Genomic DNA, 15,962 nt, shown 5'->3' on the forward strand with positions numbered 1-15,962 from the left:
GGCGCCGCAGCGGGCGCCGTAACGCTTAACGTAACAGCATATACAGCCGGTACAAATAGATAATCAGAATGGCTGATACCAGGTTGCCCAGCGCGTTGAGCACCACCGAAGCGATATTGGCAGGCAGCACGGTCAGCGAGGAGAAGAAGAACATCAGCGCAATTTTCGCCAGCAGCCACAGAATAATCGCCGGGGCGATCACCTTAATGTTCTTCCAGGCCAGACGCATACTGGCGCGCATCGCACTGAAAATGCCCATTTTTTCACTTGCCAGCATCACCGGCGCCAGCGACAGCAGAATCGCCAGAATCACACCCGGCACCATCAGTACCATAAAGCCCAGCTGAACCAGCAGGGTGATCAGGAAGGTCTGCACCAGCAGTTTCGGCAGCAGCGGCGCAGAGGCGCCAATCGCGCGCAGCGCGCTGACGCGCTGTCCACTGGATACCATCGGCAGCAGGCACAGCATGCCGCCCAGCAGCAGCGTGTTGCCAATCAGGGCAGCAAAAGTGCCGGCGGCAGAGGCGCGCAGCAGAATGCGTTGCTGATCCGGTGACATGTTCTGAACGATTTCAAACAGCGATGAGGCGCTGCTGTCGGTCTGGCTGAGCAGGGATAACTGATCCTCGCCCGGCGTCAGGGCGTGGCCAACAATCACGGTAATAAACGAGGTCAGCAACGCCATCAGCACGATGGTGACCAGCTGATGGCGCAGAAAATTTCCTGTGTCACGGTATAACGAGCTTGCCGTGATAGACATGTACACTCCTTGAAGGAACGGGGTTAATTAACCCGGCGATTGTACATGTTCTGCAGGCAGGCTGGCACCCGGAATCCCATAACTTTCTGTCATCTCAGGTAAAGAAGGGTGAAAAAGCGCGGGTAAACCATAGCGCGCCCGGGCGCGATCGCAGGCGTCATTCGGCACGCCATTTTCGCCGGACATGGCGAACTCCCGGCACGGTGACGGCCGCTGCGCATAAATCCCGCAGGATACACAGCCGCCAATTTCACCCTGCAGCGCCACGCAGCGCGGAGCACGATCGTTGGTGCCGCGCATGTTGCGCATCAGCAGGCTCAGGGGTTCTGTCAGTTCAACCGGCACCGCGCCACCGCCGTCGTCGGCTTCGGCCCAGTAAAAAGAAACGCGAAAATGGGCGCAGCAGGCGCCACAGGTCATACAGGGGTTAAGTAAATCGCTCATCTGATCGCCCGCCACTCCTGAGGCTTCGAACCAAAATCACAAAAGGGGAATAGCAACATAATCACGCCGTGTCATGGCGGCAACAGGATTTTTATGTCCGCTTGTAAAGGCAAAATTGATCTGAATCAATTCATTGTTTTATAAGTGATTAATTTGAATTGATGCTGATGATCTTTTCGCAAAAAAGGGGTAAATCTTGTGCCGCGATTAACCTCAATACCCTGTTTTCCGGCAAAGGAGTGATTATGAAACTGGCTAAATGCGCGCTGCTGCTGGCGCTGGCGATCCCGCAACTGGCACTGGCTCACCAGGCCGGTGATTTTTTTGTGCGCGCCGGTAGCGCGACCGTTCGTCCGACCGAAGGCTCTGATAATGTGCTGGGTATGGGCGGCTTCAGCGTCAGTAATGATACCCAGCTGGGTCTGACGTTTACCTGGATGGCGACCGACAATATCGGCGTTGAGCTGCTGGCGGCCACGCCGTTCCGCCACAAAGTGGGACTTGGCCCGACCGGCAACCTCGCTACCGTGCGTCAGCTGCCGCCCACCCTGATGGCGCAGTACTACTTTTTCGATAGCCAAAGCGCGCTGCGCCCTTACGTTGGCGTCGGGATCAACTACACCACCTTCTACGATGCGAAGTTCAACCAGACCGGGCAGGATGCGCAGCTGAGCGATTTAAGCGTGAAAGACTCCTGGGGCGTAGCGGGTCAGGTCGGGCTGGATTATCAGATCAACCGCGACTGGATGCTCAACGCGTCATTGTGGTACATGGACATCGATACCGAGGTGAAATTCAAAGCGGCGGGCGAACAGCAGAATATCAATACCCGCATCGATCCGTGGGTGTTCTTCTTTGGCGCGGGCTACCGTTTCTGATTTTTACACCAGAAAGAAAAAGGGCGACCCGCAGGTCGCCCGTTTAGTTACTTAATCTGCATATTGTTGACGACGGATTTTACCCCCGCCACGTTACGCGTTACCGCAACCGCACGGTTGGCCATCTGCGGCGAGCTGACAAAGCCGCTCAGCTGTACTTTCCCTTTGAAGGTCTCAACGTTAATTTCTGTCGATTTCAGCGCCTCGTCATTCAGCAGCTGTGCCTTCACTTTGGTGGTAATGACCGTGTCATCGATGTAACCGCCGGTCCCTTCCTTTGTTGCTGTTGGTGCACAGGCACTTAAGGTGAGCGCCATCACTGCAGCCACTAAAAAACCCGCAACGACTTTGAACAATTTCATTGGTTATCTCCCTGTCATAGATGGTGGTGCACCGTAACGTGACGGCACGCTTAAGTGTGGGCCGTGCCTCGCATTTCGGCAACTCAGGCGCGATGAAAAAGTTTGTCGCAGGGGAGAAAAAAGGGGGCAGGAAGTAAGAAGGGCCCTGCAGCTTGTGCAGGGCCGTGCCAACTCAGCGGGTAGCCGCTTTGAGATCGCTGACGAACGTTTGCAGTTCGCTAAGCAGCGCCGTTGGGTCGTTCTGATTACGCTCGATGATTTTCACGATGGCCGAGCCGGAGATGGCTCCGGCGGCTCCGGCGGCAACTGCCTCTTTCACCTGACCCGGCTCAGAGATGCCAAAGCCCTGCAGCGGCGGCGCAGCATGATATTCGCGCAGCTTCTCGATCAGATGATGCAGCGGCAGGCTGGCGCGGTTTTCCGCCCCGGTAACGCCCGCGCGCGACAGCAGATAGGTGTAGCCACGGCCGTGCGAGGCGATTTCGCGCAGCAGATCGTCATCCGCGTTGGGCGGACAGATAAAGATCGGCGCAATGTTGTGACGCATCGCCGCCTGGCGGAAGGGGGCCGACTCTTCCACCGGCACGTCAGCCACCAGCACCGAGTCAACGCCCACCGCAGCGCACTGCGCGTAGAAGTTGTCGATACCTCTGCTGAACACCAGGTTGGCGTACATCAGCAGGCCAATCGGCAGATCGGGGTATTTCTGGCGCACGGTGGCGAGCATTTCAAAACACTGCGCCACGGTGGTGCCGGCGGCAAAGGCGCGCAGCGTAGCGCCCTGAATCGTCGGTCCATCGGCCAGCGGGTCGGAGAATGGAATCCCCAGCTCCAGCGCATCCGCACCGCCCGCGACCAGCGCATCGATAATTTTCAGCGACAGCGCCGGCGACGGATCGCCAAGGGTGACGAAGGGCACAAACGCGCCTTCCTGTTTCGCGGACAGACGTTGAAACAGCTGATTATAACGCTCCATCAGATCTCTCCCTTAGCTTTCAGAATATCGTGAACGGTAAAAATGTCTTTGTCACCGCGGCCGGAAAGGTTCACCACCAGCAGCTGTTCTTTGTCCGGATTATCGCAGATCATCTTCAGCGCATACGCCAGCGCGTGCGATGACTCCAGTGCCGGAATGATGCCTTCGGCACGACACAGCGTCTTAAAGGCCTCCAGCGCTTCATCATCCGTGATTGACACGTAGTCAGCGCGGCCGGTGCTGTTCAGGTGCGCATGCTGCGGACCGACCGACGGGAAATCGAGACCGGCAGAGATGGAGTAGGACTCTTCGATCTGTCCCTCTTCGGTCTGCATCATCGGCGCCTTCATGCCGAAATAGATGCCGACGCGACCGTGCTTGAGCGGCGCACCGTGCTCACCGGTGTCAATACCGTGACCCGCAGGCTCCACGCCGATCAGGCGCACGCTGCTCTCTTCGATGAAGTCCGCAAACATGCCGATGGCGTTAGAACCGCCGCCGACGCACGCCAGTACTGCATCCGGCAGGCGACCCTCTTTTTCCAGAATCTGCGCTTTGGTCTCTTCGCCAATCATGCGCTGGAATTCACGCACAATGGTCGGGAACGGGTGCGGACCTGCGGCAGTGCCGAGCATGTAGTGCGCGGTTTCGTAGCTGCCGGACCAGTCGCGCAGCGCCTCGTTACAGGCATCTTTCAGCGTGGCCGAGCCGCTGTGTACCGGAATCACCTCTGCGCCCATCAGCCGCATACGGAACACGTTGGGTGACTGACGCTCAACGTCTTTCGCGCCCATGTAAATACGGCATTTCATGCCGAGCAGGGCACACGCCAGTGCCGATGCCACGCCGTGCTGACCGGCGCCGGTTTCCGCGATGATCTCGTTTTTGCCCATGCGTTTTGCCAGCAGCGCCTGGCCCAGCACCTGGTTAGTTTTGTGAGCGCCGCCGTGCAGCAGGTCTTCGCGCTTCAGGTACAGGCGGGTTTTGCTGCCTTTGGTCAGGTTGCTGCACAGCGTCAGGGCCGTCGGGCGACCGGCGTAGTTTTTCAGCAGGTCAGTAAATTCTGCCTGAAACGCCGGATCGCGCTGTGCTTCAACAAAGGCCGTTTCCAGCTGACGCAGTGCTGGCATCAAAATCTGCGGCACATACTGGCCGCCGAACTCGCCAAAGTAGGGATTAAGTAATGTCGTCATCGTGTCCTCTTCCTTATCCGGCCCGCCCGCAGGCGGGCAGACGCAATTAATAGGCGCGCAGCGTGCGGAATACCGCCGCGACTTTGCTGGCATCTTTGATGCCCGGCGCGGACTCCACGCCGGAGTTGAAGTCGAGGCCGGCGCAGCCGAGCTGAGCAGCTTCGACGCAGTTATCGGCGCTCAGGCCACCGGCCAGCAGCACATCAACCAGGTCTTCACCCTGCAGCAGCGACCAGTCAAAGCGCTGACCGCTGCCACCCTGGCCATTATCCAGCACGTAGCGATCAACGTGCGGCCAGTCGCGTGGCGGCAACCGATCTTGAATGCTCAGTGCCTTCCAGATGCGCACGCTGGCTGGCAGCGCCTGGCGCAATTCCGCGACGTAGGCTTTGTCTTCGTCGCCGTGCAGCTGGACGGCCGCAAGCGATAAACGCGTCGCTAACGTGACAACGTCACTGATAGCCTGATTGCGGAACACGCCGACATACTTCAGCGGCGCAGCGGCGATCACCGCCTGCGCCTGCGCCTCGTTAACCTGGCGCGGCGAACCGGCGGCAAAGATCACGCCGCCATACAGCGCGCCAGCCTGATGCGCGGCCTGCGCATCTTCCGGGCGGGTCAGGCCGCACACCTTGTTATCGCCCAGCAGTAAGCGGCGTACACCGGCGTCGAGGTCGTGCTCTTCCATCAGCGCCGAGCCAATTAAAAAGCCGTTGGCAAAATGGCTCAGCTCGCGCACCTGGGCGTAATTATGGATGCCAGACTCGCTGATCACGGTGACGCCATGGCTAAGACGCGGGGCCAGCTGACGCGTGCGATTCAGGTCAATCGACAAATCACGCAGATCGCGGTTGTTGATGCCGACCACTTTAGCTTCCAGCGCGATAGCCCGCTCCAGCTCTTCTTCATTACTGACTTCGGTCAGCACGCCCATTTTCAGGCTGTGCACCACCGCAGCCAGCTGACGGTACTGCTCATCATCCAGTACGGACAGCATCAGCAGAATGGCATCGGCCTGATAATGGCGCGCCAGGTAAATCTGGTAGGGATCAATAATAAAGTCTTTGCACAGCACCGGCTGCGTGATGGCGGCGCTGACCACCGGCAGGAAATCAAAGCTGCCCTGGAAATATTTCTCATCGGTCAGCACTGACACTGCAGAGGCGTAATGGCGATAGATCCCGGCGATAGTCGCGGGATCAAAATCGGCGCGAATCAGCCCTTTCGACGGGGAGGCTTTTTTACACTCCAGAATGAAGACGGTGCGCGTGCCACGCAGCGCCTCGTAAAAATGACGCTCCGCCGGCTGCAGATCGTTCTGGAAGGAGGCCAGCGGCTGCTGCGATTTACGTGCTTCAACCCACAGGGCTTTATCCTGCACAATTTTCTCTAATACGGTGCCCTTGATACTCATTTCATCCTCTCGCTGCCAGTGCCACAACGCGCTCGTACGCCTGACCGCTGCGAATGGCAGCCATGGCGCGCTCAGCGTTATCGCGCAAATCTTCATTTCCGAATACTTTCAGCAACATTGCGACATTTACCGCAACGGCCTGCTCGTGGGCGGGCTGGCCTTTACCCTGGAGCAAACGCGTCAGAATGTCACGGTTTTCTTCCGGTGTGCCACCGGCCAGCGCCTCTTTCGGCTGGAAGCTGAAGCCAAAGTCTTCCGGCGTCAGCTGGTAACTGGTGATCTCACCGTCACGCAGCTCAGCGACCTGGGTCGCACTGTGCAGCGCCACTTCATCCATGCCGCCACCGTGCACCACGGCAGCACGCTGGTAGCCCAGCACTTTCAGCGTCTGGGCGATGGGCAGTACCAGTTCCGGACTGTAGACGCCAATCACCGCCAGCGGTGGGCGCGCCGGGTTGATCAGCGGACCCAGCACGTTAAACAGCGTGCGGGTTTTCAGTTGCTGGCGCACCGGCATCGCGTGGCGGAAACCGCTGTGATATTGCGGCGCAAACAGGAAACAGACGTTGAGATCGTCCAGCGCCTGCCGTGCCTGCTGCGCCGGCATGTCGAGGTTGATACCGAAAGCGGCCAGCAGATCGGAAGATCCGGATTTGCTGGAGACGCTGCGGTTGCCGTGCTTGGCCACTTTCAGCCCGCAGGTGGCGGCGACAAAGGCGCTGGCCGTTGAAATATTAATGCTGTTGCTGCCATCACCGCCGGTGCCAACGATATCGGCAAAAGTATAGTCCGGACGCGGGAACGGTCTGGCATCGGCCAGCAGCGCGGAGGCGGCACCGGCGATCTCTTCCGGGCGCTCGCCACGCACTTTCATGGCGATCAGCGCCGCTGCCAGCTGCGTCGGCTCCAGCTGTCCGGTAATAATCGCGCTGAACAGCTGGTGGCTCTCGGCCTGGCTCAGCGTTTGCGCCTGATACAGTTTTTCCAGAATAGTTTGCATCATCATCTCCCTGTTATTTCGCCAGCGCCCAGGCCAGTGTTTGCTCCAGCAGACGTGCGCCCTGCGTGGTGAGAATCGACTCGGGATGGAACTGGAAGCCGCACACGCGGTCCGTTTCGTGACGCACCGCCATCACCATGCCGTTGTAGCTGGCGTTAACCGTCAGTTCCGCCGGCGTATTGCTGCCTACCAGCGAGTGGTAGCGCGCCACCGGCAGCGGGTTGCTGAGGCCGGTAAACATCGCCTCGCCATCATGGGTAATGGCGGAGGCTTTACCGTGCAGAATTTCACCCGCCTGGCCGACGTGGCCGCCGTAAGCTTCGACAATGGCCTGATGGCCGAGACAGATACCAATGATCGGCAGCTGACCGCGCAGCGCCTGTAACAGCTGTGGCATGCAGCCGGCATCTTTGGGTGCGCCAGGGCCGGGTGAAAGCATCAGCACCGGGTTTTCCATCTGCTGCAGGCGGTCGATCAGCACTTCTGCCGGGACGTTGTTGCGGTAGATCACCACGTTGTGGCCAAAGGTACGCAGCTGATCAACGAGGTTGTAGGTAAAGGAGTCGATATTATCGAGCAGCAGGATATCGGCCATCAGAAAATCTCCTTGCAGTGATGGGCAGTAGCGATGGCGCGCAATACCGCGCGGGCTTTGTTGCGGCTCTCATCCGCTTCAGCCTGAGGCTGAGAATCCAGCACCACGCCGGCACCGGCCTGCACGGTGGCAACGCCACCTTCCACCCAGGCGGAGCGGATGACGATGCAGGTATCAAGGTCGCCGCTGGCGGTGAAGTAGCCGACCGCGCCGCCGTAGCTGCCGCGCCGCGTGCCTTCTTTTTCCGCAATCAGCTGCATCGCACGCACTTTCGGTGCGCCACTCAGCGTGCCCATGTTCATGCAGGCGCGATAGGCGTGCAGCACATCAAGATCGTTGCGCAGCGTGCCTACCACGCGGGACACCAGATGCATCACAAACGAGTAGCGGTCCACTTTGGTTAAATCCGCCACGTAACGGCTGCCGGGCACACAGATACGCGCCAGGTCGTTGCGCGCCAGATCAACCAGCATCAGGTGCTCAGCCAGCTCTTTATGATCGGTGCGCATTTCCAGTTCAATACGGCTGTCCAGGTCGCGATCCAGCGAGCCATCCGCATGGCGACCGCGCGGACGCGTACCGGCAATCGGGTAGATTTCGATCTGGCGCGAGCTGGCGTCATACTTCAGCGAGCTCTCCGGCGAAGCGCCGAACAGCGCAAAATCCTGATCCTGCATAAAGAACATGTACGGGCTGGGGTTGCTGTTTTTCAGCGTATCGTAAGCCGCCAGCGGTGACGGGCACGGCAGCGAGAAGCGGCGCGAAGGAACCACCTGGAAAATTTCGCCGATGCGAATGGCCTGCTGCAGTTCGCTTACCACGTTGCAGTAAGCCTCATCGCTCTGGCTGGTGCTCAGCGTCATCTGCTCGACGCGCTGCACCGGCAGCGCTGGCGCTGGCTGCGTCATCTGACCGTGCAGCTGTTCAATACGGCTCTGCAGACGCTGAAACTCGCTGGTCGACGGCGCAAACAGGCTGGCCTGCAGACGGGCGCTGCGCTGTTGGTGATCGATCACCAGTAACGTTTCGGCGAGGTAGAAACAGTAGTCAGGGCAGCTTTGGTCATTGCGCAGCGGCGGCAGATCTTCAAATCCCGCCACCAGATCGTAGGCAAACAGGCCGCCCAGCAGCATGGCTTCACGTTCTTCGGCCGGGCTGTTCACCAGATGCGGAATCAGACGCAGTGCATCAAACACCGACAGCGCCTTCAGGCGGGAGTCTTCATCGTGCAGACCCTCAACCGGCGTGAAATGCAGCTCACGTCCGTCCGGGCGAACGGCGATGCGCACCTCGGGCGGCAGCGCTTCGTCCAGCAGCGGCAGCAGCGCGCGGCCGTTTTCCGACAGCGCCTGCAGGGTAACAACATTGCCCAGGGCGCTGATGCGCAGCGCGCTATCGACAATCAGCAGGCTTTTCAGGTTCTGCTTGCTGTCGATATCGGCAGATTCAAGCAGCAGAGTTGCCGGACGTGCGCCGCATAATTGATGAAACACTGCGGCCGGATCTTCGCGGTAGGGCGCGGTACCGGTAATCAACTTCAATGTAGGTTTCGCATTAGCCATAATGGATTCTCTGAATTTCGCTCAAAAAAAAGCCCGCTCGGTGGCGGGCTCAGGTATCTGCACTGCGGTTACGCAAAATGTGCATGACGACGTCGCCCGTGAAAGGGATCATCGCGCCACCAACCATTAACATGCGTACCAATAAGAGCCATGATTAAATACCCGTTACGTGTGAACTTGTGTACTAGTTAACTGGTTCGGGTGAAAAAAGTCAATACCCTTTTTCAGTTACGGGCAAAATCGTTATCATGCCAGCCGGTTTATTGCAGTCGCTGGAGTGACCTTGTCAGATATCGCCCGTTTTCCACTTTATGATTTACACAGCCATACCCAGGCTTCTGACGGTTTGCTGACGCCGACCGCGCTGGTGCAGCGCGCCGTTGAGATGCACGTCGGCGTGCTGGCGATTACCGATCACGACAGCGTGGCGGGCGTTGCCGAAGCGCAGGCGGCGGTGCAGCAGCTTCAGCTACCGCTGCGGGTACTGGCCGGTGTGGAAGCGTCTACGCTGTGGGAAAATCACGAAATTCATATTGTCGGACTCAACGTTGATACGCAGCATCCGGCGTTAACTGCTTTTCTGGCGCAGCAGCACCAGTGCCGTATGGCACGTGCAGAACTGATTGCCGAACGGCTGGAGCGCGCGCGCATTCCTGACGCACTGGCCGGCGCTCAGCGTCTGGCGCAGGGCGGGGTGATTACCCGCGGGCATTTTGCCCGCTATCTGGTAGAGCTGGGCAAAGCCGATAACATGGCGCAGGTATTTAAAAACTATCTGGCGCGCGGCAAAACCGGCTACGTGCCACCACAATGGTGTACAATTAAACAAGCCATTGATGCTATTCATCATTCTGGTGGCGTGGCGGTACTGGCCCATCCTGCGCGCTACGGGCTGTCGGCCAAATGGCTGAAGCGACTGATTGCGCATTTTGCCGCAGAAGGCGGCGATGCGATGGAAGTGGCGCAGTGTCAGCAGGCACCGAATGAACGTACCCAGCTGGCGAGCTATGCGCGCGATAATCAGCTAGCGGCCTCGCAGGGGTCCGATTTTCACCAACCCTGTCCGTGGATTGAACTGGGGCGCAAGCTATGGCTGCCGGGCGGCGTGGAGCCGGTCTGGGAGCGTTTTCCCGCTTTAGCGCCGGTCAGATCGCACGTTGATGGGTGATATGAGGTTTTTATGAGTCAACTTTTTCACATTCATCCGGAAAATCCGCAGCCGCGTCTGGTTAATCAGGCGGTGGATTATCTCAACAAAGGCAGCGTTATTGTCTATCCGACCGATTCCGGCTACGCGCTGGGATGCCGTCTGGAAGAGAAGAATGCCATGGAACGCATCTGCCGCATTCGTCAGCTCGATGGTAACCATAACTTTACCCTGATGTGCCGCGATCTCTCTGAGCTGTCGACCTATTCGCAGGTGGATAACAGCGCGTTTCGCATTCTGAAAAACAATACGCCAGGCAATTACACCTTCATTCTGAAGGCCACCAAAGAAGTGCCGCGTCGTCTGATGAACGACAAACGTAAAACCATCGGCCTGCGCGTACCGTCAAACCCGGTGGCGCTGGCGCTGCTGGAACGCCTCAATGAGCCGATGATGTCGACCTCCCTGATGCTGCCAGGCAATGATTTCACTGAATCCGATCCGGAAGAGATCCAGCACAGCATCGGCAAGCTGGTGGATTTAATTATCGATGGCGGCACGCTGGGCCAGCAGCCAACCACCGTGATCGATCTCACCAGCGATGCGCCCGTCATCGTGCGTGAAGGGGCAGGCGATACCCGCCCGTTCCTGTGATTACGCCGGGCCAGGCGCTGTTTGTGGCGTCTGGCCGATGTTGGCTTCCAGCCAGCGTTTGAAATCGCCGTACGGAATGTACAGCGAGACATCTTTTAAGATGACTTTTTTGCTGCGTACGTTAGCAATTTCATGGCTGTAACCCACAATCACTCCGCTGATGGTCTGGTCGGCATTATAGACAGCGCCGCCTGACATCCCCTGAACGACACCGGCATCGGAAGCCATTGCCATACAGGGCTTTTTATTCCAGCGATTATTAATGGCGGTGCGCGCCAGATTAACGCCGCTCGACTCCACCGGCATCGCGGAAATAAAACTGTAGCCATACATTTTAATTGGCTCGCCCACCGCGCTGCTGCGGAATTTCGCCAGCGTATCCGGACTGTTTTTATGATAAATAATCGCGACGTCGCAATAGGGGTGATAAGCCTTCACGCGCTGCACGGCGGTTTTGGCCACGTGCGCGGCAGTCAGACTGTATTCCGGTGTTAACGGAATGGTTGTACCGAGGATGCCCAGACCCAGTACCGTCGGGATGCCGGTCACGCTCATATCCACGTGCTGCAGCGCCGTACGACTGTACTCAGTATGGCCCACGGAACAGCCGCTCAGTGCCAGCGCTGCAAGCGCCGGCCAAAGCAGGGAGGTTCTCATGATGGCGGTCTTCATTTAATGTCCGTCAGCAAAATCCCTGGTGAAGACTTTCGACAGACAAATTAAATTCAATCCGTGAAACGATTAGCGCGCCATTTCCCGAGCGCGCCGGATTATATTATCAGGCCAGCTGTACCATTATTTGTTAATGGCTTGTTGTTTGAAAGCTTATAAAAAGTAATTAAAATAATTTCTGATACTGCTTAGCCGAATTCAGGATTAAATTTTACACAGTTTTCGCGGCAGAACAATTCATCATATTTAATCTTTATCAAATAAAAGCGAAAATACAGACTTAATCCAACCTGCAGCGCCAATCTGCTGTATGGCTGGTGCTGCTGGCTGCAATAAGCTTTACTAACACCACTATTTAGTTCTTTGTGCTAATTTTGGTGTTTTACGCCGATTTTCTGTTTGCACATCTGCAGCCTGGCCGGGAACGCTGCGGGTAATAGACTGGTGAGCCTCTTTAATCTATTGCGGCACTAATCGGCGCGTCATTAAATAAATAAACGGTCTCAGGCAAAACAACGTAATTTCAGCGGGTTGCGCAGGCTATCATCACGCTCTTTACGCAAATCAATCAGAAATCTGAATCAATGACCTTGCTGCCCGCTTCAGCCTCCGGACCACAGGCGCTTTATTATCGGCAGAAAAGGAAAAGGTGTTAACGAAACTTTAGCTGGTGTAAAATCTCCGGCCGTCCGCGCTGGCACCTGGCGCGAAGCGGTCACAGATTCTGATACGGGACCTGGTAACGCCGGTATCTTACCTCTTCATTACCACGACGCCTGGGAAGGCGACAACGAGGCAGCTCCATGAGCGAGAAATTACAAAAAGTATTAGCGCGCGCCGGACACGGTTCGCGCCGTGAAATCGAAGCAATGATTTCAGCCGGACGCATCAGCGTCGATGGCAAACTGGCGACGCTGGGCGATCGCATCGAAAATGACAAAACCCTGAAAATCCGTATTGATGGCCATCTGGTATCGATTGCTGAATCGGCCACCGAGGTGTGTCGCGTACTGGCGTATTACAAACCGGAAGGTGAGCTGTGCACGCGCAACGATCCGGAAGGGCGCCCAACGGTATTTGATCGTCTGCCGCGCCTGCGCGGTTCACGCTGGATTGCCGTCGGCCGTCTGGACGTGAACACCTGCGGTCTGATGTTGTTCACCACCGACGGTGAGCTGGCCAACCGCCTGATGCACCCAAGCCGCGAAGTTGAGCGTGAATACGCAGTGCGCGTATTCGGTGAAGTGGATGACGAAAAAGTGCGTCAGCTGAGCAAGGGCGTGCAGCTGGAAGACGGTCCGGCAGCGTTCAAAACCATCAAATTCGCCGGCGGCGAAGGCATTAACCAGTGGTACAACGTCACCCTGACGGAAGGGCGTAACCGCGAGGTGCGTCGTCTGTGGGAAGCGGTTGGCGTGCAGGTAAGCCGTCTGATGCGCGTGCGCTACGGCGATATTCAGCTGCCAAAAGGTCTGCCGCGCGGCGGCTGGATGGAGATGGAACTGCCGGCGGTCAACTACCTGCGTAAGCTGGTGGGACTGCCGGAAGAGACGGTGACCAAAGTGGCGGTCGAGAAAGATCGTCGCCGCACCAAAGCGAACCAAATCCGCCGGGCGGTGAAACGCCATAGCGCGGTAAGCAATAACAGCCCGCGTCGCAACAACACCAAACGCGGTGCCTGATGCTCCCCGACGCCGCGCCTGCGGCGTCCGTTTTTACCAGTCGATTCCCTGCTGTGCCTGAATGCCGGCGTCAAACGCGTGTTTGACCGGACGCATCTCGCTGACGGTATCCGCCAGTTCCAGTAGCGTGCGGTGACAGCCGCGCCCGGTAATGATCACACTTTGCTGCGGCGGACGCTGCTGCAGTGCAGTGACCAGCTCATCCAGATCGAGATAATCCATACTCACCATGTAGGTGATTTCATCCAGTATCACCAGATCCAGCGACGTGTCTTGCAGCATGCGTCTGGCCTGTTGCCACACCTGCTGGCAGGCGGCCGTATCGCTGGCACGGTTTTGCGTCTCCCAGGTAAAGCCGGTGGCCATCACCTGAAACTCCACGCCGTGCTGCGCCAGCAGATTACGTTCACCATTGGGCCATTCGCCCTTAATAAACTGCACGGCAGCCACGTTTTTACCGTGGCCACAGGCGCGCAGCGCGGTGCCAAAAGCGGCGGTGGTTTTACCTTTGCCGTTGCCGGTAAACACCATCAGGATGCCGCGCGTTTCGGTGGCGGCGGCGATGCGGGCGTCAACCTGCTCTTTCAGCCGCTGCTGGCGTTGCTGGTGACGATCGCTCATGCGCTGGCCGGTCCCGGCTTGCGCCCCGGTTGTGCATCGTAGCTGATGCCGGTTTTACGGCGGCTGTCATCGCCCATCAGATAGAGGTAGAGCGGCATCAGGTCGGCCGGGGTTTTCAGCAGGCTGGCATTCTCCTCCGGGAAGGCGCTGGCGCGCATTTTGGTGCGCGTGCCGCCGGGATTGATGCAGTTCACCCGCAGATGGCGGTTTTTATACTCATCGGCCAGCACCTGCATCATGCCTTCGGTGGCGAATTTCGACACGGCATAGGCGCCCCAGCCCGCGCGGCCGGTGCGGCCCACGCTGGAGGTGGTGAACACCAGTGAACCGGCGTCGGATTTCAGCAGCAGCGGCAGCAGCGCCTGCGTTAAATAGAAGGTGGCGTCGAGGTTGATTTGCATCACCTGCTGCCAGACCGCCGGATCGAGTTCCGCCAGCGGCACGATTTCACCGAGAATGCCGGCGTTATGCAGCACGCCATCCAGCCGCGGCACCAGCGCGGCAACCTGTTGCGCCAGCTGCTGGCAGCTTTCCGGTGTGGCGTGCGCCAGATCCAGCAGCAGCGTAGCCGCGGGCTGTTTATTGAGCTGATTAATCGCCTCAGCGGTTTGCTGCAGCGTGGTGGCATTGCGGCCGAGCAGAATCACGCGCGCACCGTAGCGCGCATAGGTCAGGGCGGCTTCGCGGCCGATGCCGTTGGAAGCACCGGTCACAAGAATGATGCGATTGTCCAGCAGGTCGCTTTTCGGTTGATAATGCACAGCGATGTCCTTTGCAGGTCAGAGGGTTTTTTGGCTTTATGCCTCAATTTGGCGCAAGGTGCAATCGCCGCAACGCGCATTCTGTGCCGCCTGCCGGCATTTCAGGCGACGAACGGCATCAAAGCGGGTAAACTCAGGGTTTGACTGTAATTCACTGTTTAATAAGGCGGCAGAATGGATTTACTCTCCAGTTATGGATTATTTCTGGCCAAGGCCGTCACCGTCGTGGTGGCGATCGCAGCTATTGTACTGATTGTGCTCAATGCCGCGCTGCGTAAACGTCACAGCGGCGGTCAGCTGCGCTTAACCCATCTCGACGAAGCCTATCGCGAGATGAAAGAGGACCTGCAGCTGGCGAAGATGAAGCCGCAGGCGCAAAAAGTGTGGCTGAAGCAGCATAAGAAAGAAGAGAAACAGAAAGCCAAAGCCGAAAAGCGCAATGCCAAAGCCGGTGTGACTGAAGCGGCGAAGCCGACTCTCTATGTGCTGGAGTTCAAAGGCAGTATGGACGCCGGTGAAGTCAGCTCGTTGCGCGAAGAGATCTCCGCGGTGCTGGCGGTAGCGCAACCGGGTGATGAAGTGCTGCTGCGGCTGGAAAGTCCCGGTGGCGTGGTGCACGGTTATGGCCTGGCCGCGTCGCAGTTACAACGTCTGCGTGATGCGGGGCTGCAGCTGACGGCGGTGGTGGATAAAGTTGCCGCCAGCGGTGGCTACATGATGGCCTGCGTTGCGGATCGCATCGTGGCGGCGCCGTTCTCCATCATTGGTTCCATCGGTGTGGTGGCGCAAATCCCTAACTTTAACCGGCTGCTGAAGCGTAACGACATTGATGTGGAGCTGCACACTGCCGGCCAGTACAAGCGTACGCTGACGCTGTTTGGTGAGAATACCGAGGAAGGGCGGGAGAAGTTTCAGGAAGACCTGAATGAAACCCATCAGCTGTTTAAAGATTTTGTGCATCAGATGCGTCCGGCGCTGGATCTGGACAAAGTGGCGACGGGCGAACACTGGTATGGCCGTCAGGCGCTGGATCTGGGGCTGATTGATGAGATTGGTACCAGCGATGCGCTGATCATTGCGCGTATGGACCGTTTTAGCGTGCTGGGCGTGCACTTCGCGCGCAAGAAAAAGATGATTGATCGCGTGACCCACAGTGCCAGTGTGGCAGCCGAGCGGCTGATTCTGAAAATCTGGCAGCGCGGTGATAAACCGCTGTTGTGAATAAACCCGGCGCAGGCCGG

The 15,962-nt window shown here is 58.0% G+C and carries 15 protein-coding genes, 1 pseudogene and 1 other annotated feature; of the genes and pseudogenes, 5 read left to right on the forward strand and 11 right to left on the reverse strand.

Annotated elements, in window-relative coordinates; genetic code table 11:
• Positions 1–25 precede the first annotated feature (25 nt).
• Both AC6I79_RS09300 and AC6I79_RS09305 read right to left on the reverse strand, forming a co-directional pair.
• A complete protein-coding gene (locus tag AC6I79_RS09300) occupies positions 26–760 on the reverse strand; it encodes a YciC family protein (RefSeq protein WP_104092993.1) in 735 nt (244 codons plus the stop codon).
• A gap of 27 nt (positions 761–787) precedes the next feature.
• On the reverse strand, positions 788–1,204 hold the full coding sequence (locus tag AC6I79_RS09305; protein ID WP_260642135.1) for a YkgJ family cysteine cluster protein: 417 nt from the start codon (positions 1,202–1,204) through the stop codon (positions 788–790).
• 245 nt (positions 1,205–1,449) lie between these two features.
• On the opposite strand from AC6I79_RS09305, the gene ompW reads away from it, so the two are divergent.
• Positions 1,450–2,082, forward strand: coding sequence for an outer membrane protein OmpW (gene ompW / locus AC6I79_RS09310; RefSeq protein WP_058771265.1), 633 nt, complete (start codon positions 1,450–1,452; stop codon positions 2,080–2,082).
• Positions 2,083–2,129: 47 nt separating this feature from the next.
• Here ompW and AC6I79_RS09315 read toward each other — a convergent pair whose 3' ends face one another.
• The 6 genes and pseudogenes from AC6I79_RS09315 to AC6I79_RS09340 all read right to left on the reverse strand — a co-directional run bounded on the left by AC6I79_RS09315 (position 2,130) and on the right by AC6I79_RS09340 (position 9,184).
• A complete protein-coding gene (locus tag AC6I79_RS09315) occupies positions 2,130–2,444 on the reverse strand; it encodes a BON domain-containing protein (RefSeq protein WP_021510099.1) in 315 nt (104 codons plus the stop codon).
• 172 nt (positions 2,445–2,616) lie between these two features.
• Positions 2,617–3,420, reverse strand: a complete 804-nt coding sequence (trpA, locus tag AC6I79_RS09320; protein WP_058771266.1) for a tryptophan synthase subunit alpha — start codon at positions 3,418–3,420, stop codon at positions 2,617–2,619.
• Entirely contained in the window at positions 3,420–4,613 is a 1,194-nt protein-coding gene (gene trpB, locus AC6I79_RS09325) for a tryptophan synthase subunit beta (RefSeq protein WP_498027712.1), read from the reverse strand. The genes trpA and trpB overlap by 1 nt, the downstream gene beginning before the upstream one ends.
• 46 nt (positions 4,614–4,659) lie before the next feature.
• Positions 4,660–6,027 (reverse strand): bifunctional indole-3-glycerol-phosphate synthase TrpC/phosphoribosylanthranilate isomerase TrpF, encoded by a 1,368-nt coding sequence (gene trpCF / locus AC6I79_RS09330; protein WP_498027713.1) that lies wholly within the window; start codon positions 6,025–6,027, stop codon positions 4,660–4,662.
• Position 6,028: 1 nt separating this feature from the next.
• A pseudogene (gene trpD, locus AC6I79_RS09335) lies at positions 6,029–7,622 on the reverse strand (bifunctional anthranilate synthase glutamate amidotransferase component TrpG/anthranilate phosphoribosyltransferase TrpD).
• A complete protein-coding gene (locus AC6I79_RS09340) occupies positions 7,622–9,184 on the reverse strand; it encodes an anthranilate synthase component 1 (protein WP_031280219.1) in 1,563 nt (520 codons plus the stop codon). The pseudogene trpD and the gene AC6I79_RS09340 overlap by 1 nt, the downstream one beginning before the upstream one ends.
• 23 nt (positions 9,185–9,207) lie before the next feature.
• Positions 9,208–9,312: a sequence feature (Trp leader region), on the reverse strand.
• 155 nt (positions 9,313–9,467) lie between these two features.
• Here AC6I79_RS09340 and rnm point away from each other — a divergent pair.
• Positions 9,468–10,352 carry an RNase RNM gene (gene rnm, locus AC6I79_RS09345; RefSeq protein ID WP_088517175.1) on the forward strand — a complete coding sequence of 295 codons (885 nt, stop codon included), beginning with the start codon at positions 9,468–9,470 and terminating at the stop codon, positions 10,350–10,352.
• A 12-nt stretch (positions 10,353–10,364) separates the two neighbouring features.
• Complete coding sequence (locus tag AC6I79_RS09350; protein ID WP_021510107.1) at positions 10,365–10,985, forward strand: L-threonylcarbamoyladenylate synthase; 621 nt, start codon at positions 10,365–10,367, stop codon at positions 10,983–10,985.
• Here AC6I79_RS09350 and AC6I79_RS09355 read toward each other — a convergent pair whose 3' ends face one another.
• A complete protein-coding gene (locus AC6I79_RS09355) occupies positions 10,986–11,642 on the reverse strand; it encodes a S1 family serine peptidase (protein ID WP_181444749.1) in 657 nt (218 codons plus the stop codon).
• 818 nt (positions 11,643–12,460) lie between these two features.
• Between AC6I79_RS09355 and rluB the strand changes: the two genes are divergently transcribed.
• Positions 12,461–13,339 (forward strand): 23S rRNA pseudouridine(2605) synthase RluB, encoded by an 879-nt coding sequence (rluB, locus tag AC6I79_RS09360; RefSeq protein ID WP_021510110.1) that lies wholly within the window; start codon positions 12,461–12,463, stop codon positions 13,337–13,339.
• 33 nt (positions 13,340–13,372) lie between these two features.
• Here rluB and cobO read toward each other — a convergent pair whose 3' ends face one another.
• Entirely contained in the window at positions 13,373–13,960 is a 588-nt protein-coding gene (gene cobO / locus AC6I79_RS09365) for a cob(I)yrinic acid a,c-diamide adenosyltransferase (protein ID WP_159378128.1), read from the reverse strand.
• Positions 13,957–14,721: a YciK family oxidoreductase gene (locus AC6I79_RS09370; protein WP_159378129.1), complete on the reverse strand. Its 765-nt coding sequence runs from the start codon at positions 14,719–14,721 to the stop codon at positions 13,957–13,959. The genes cobO and AC6I79_RS09370 overlap by 4 nt, the downstream gene beginning before the upstream one ends.
• A gap of 174 nt (positions 14,722–14,895) precedes the next feature.
• Between AC6I79_RS09370 and sohB the strand changes: the two genes are divergently transcribed.
• The gene (gene sohB / locus AC6I79_RS09375; RefSeq protein ID WP_058758624.1) at positions 14,896–15,942 is read left to right on the forward strand and encodes a protease SohB; all 1,047 of its coding nucleotides are present in this window, start codon (positions 14,896–14,898) and stop codon (positions 15,940–15,942) included.
• Positions 15,943–15,962 lie beyond the last annotated feature (20 nt).

The organism is gamma proteobacterium symbiont of Scutellera amethystina (assembly GCF_059730845.1).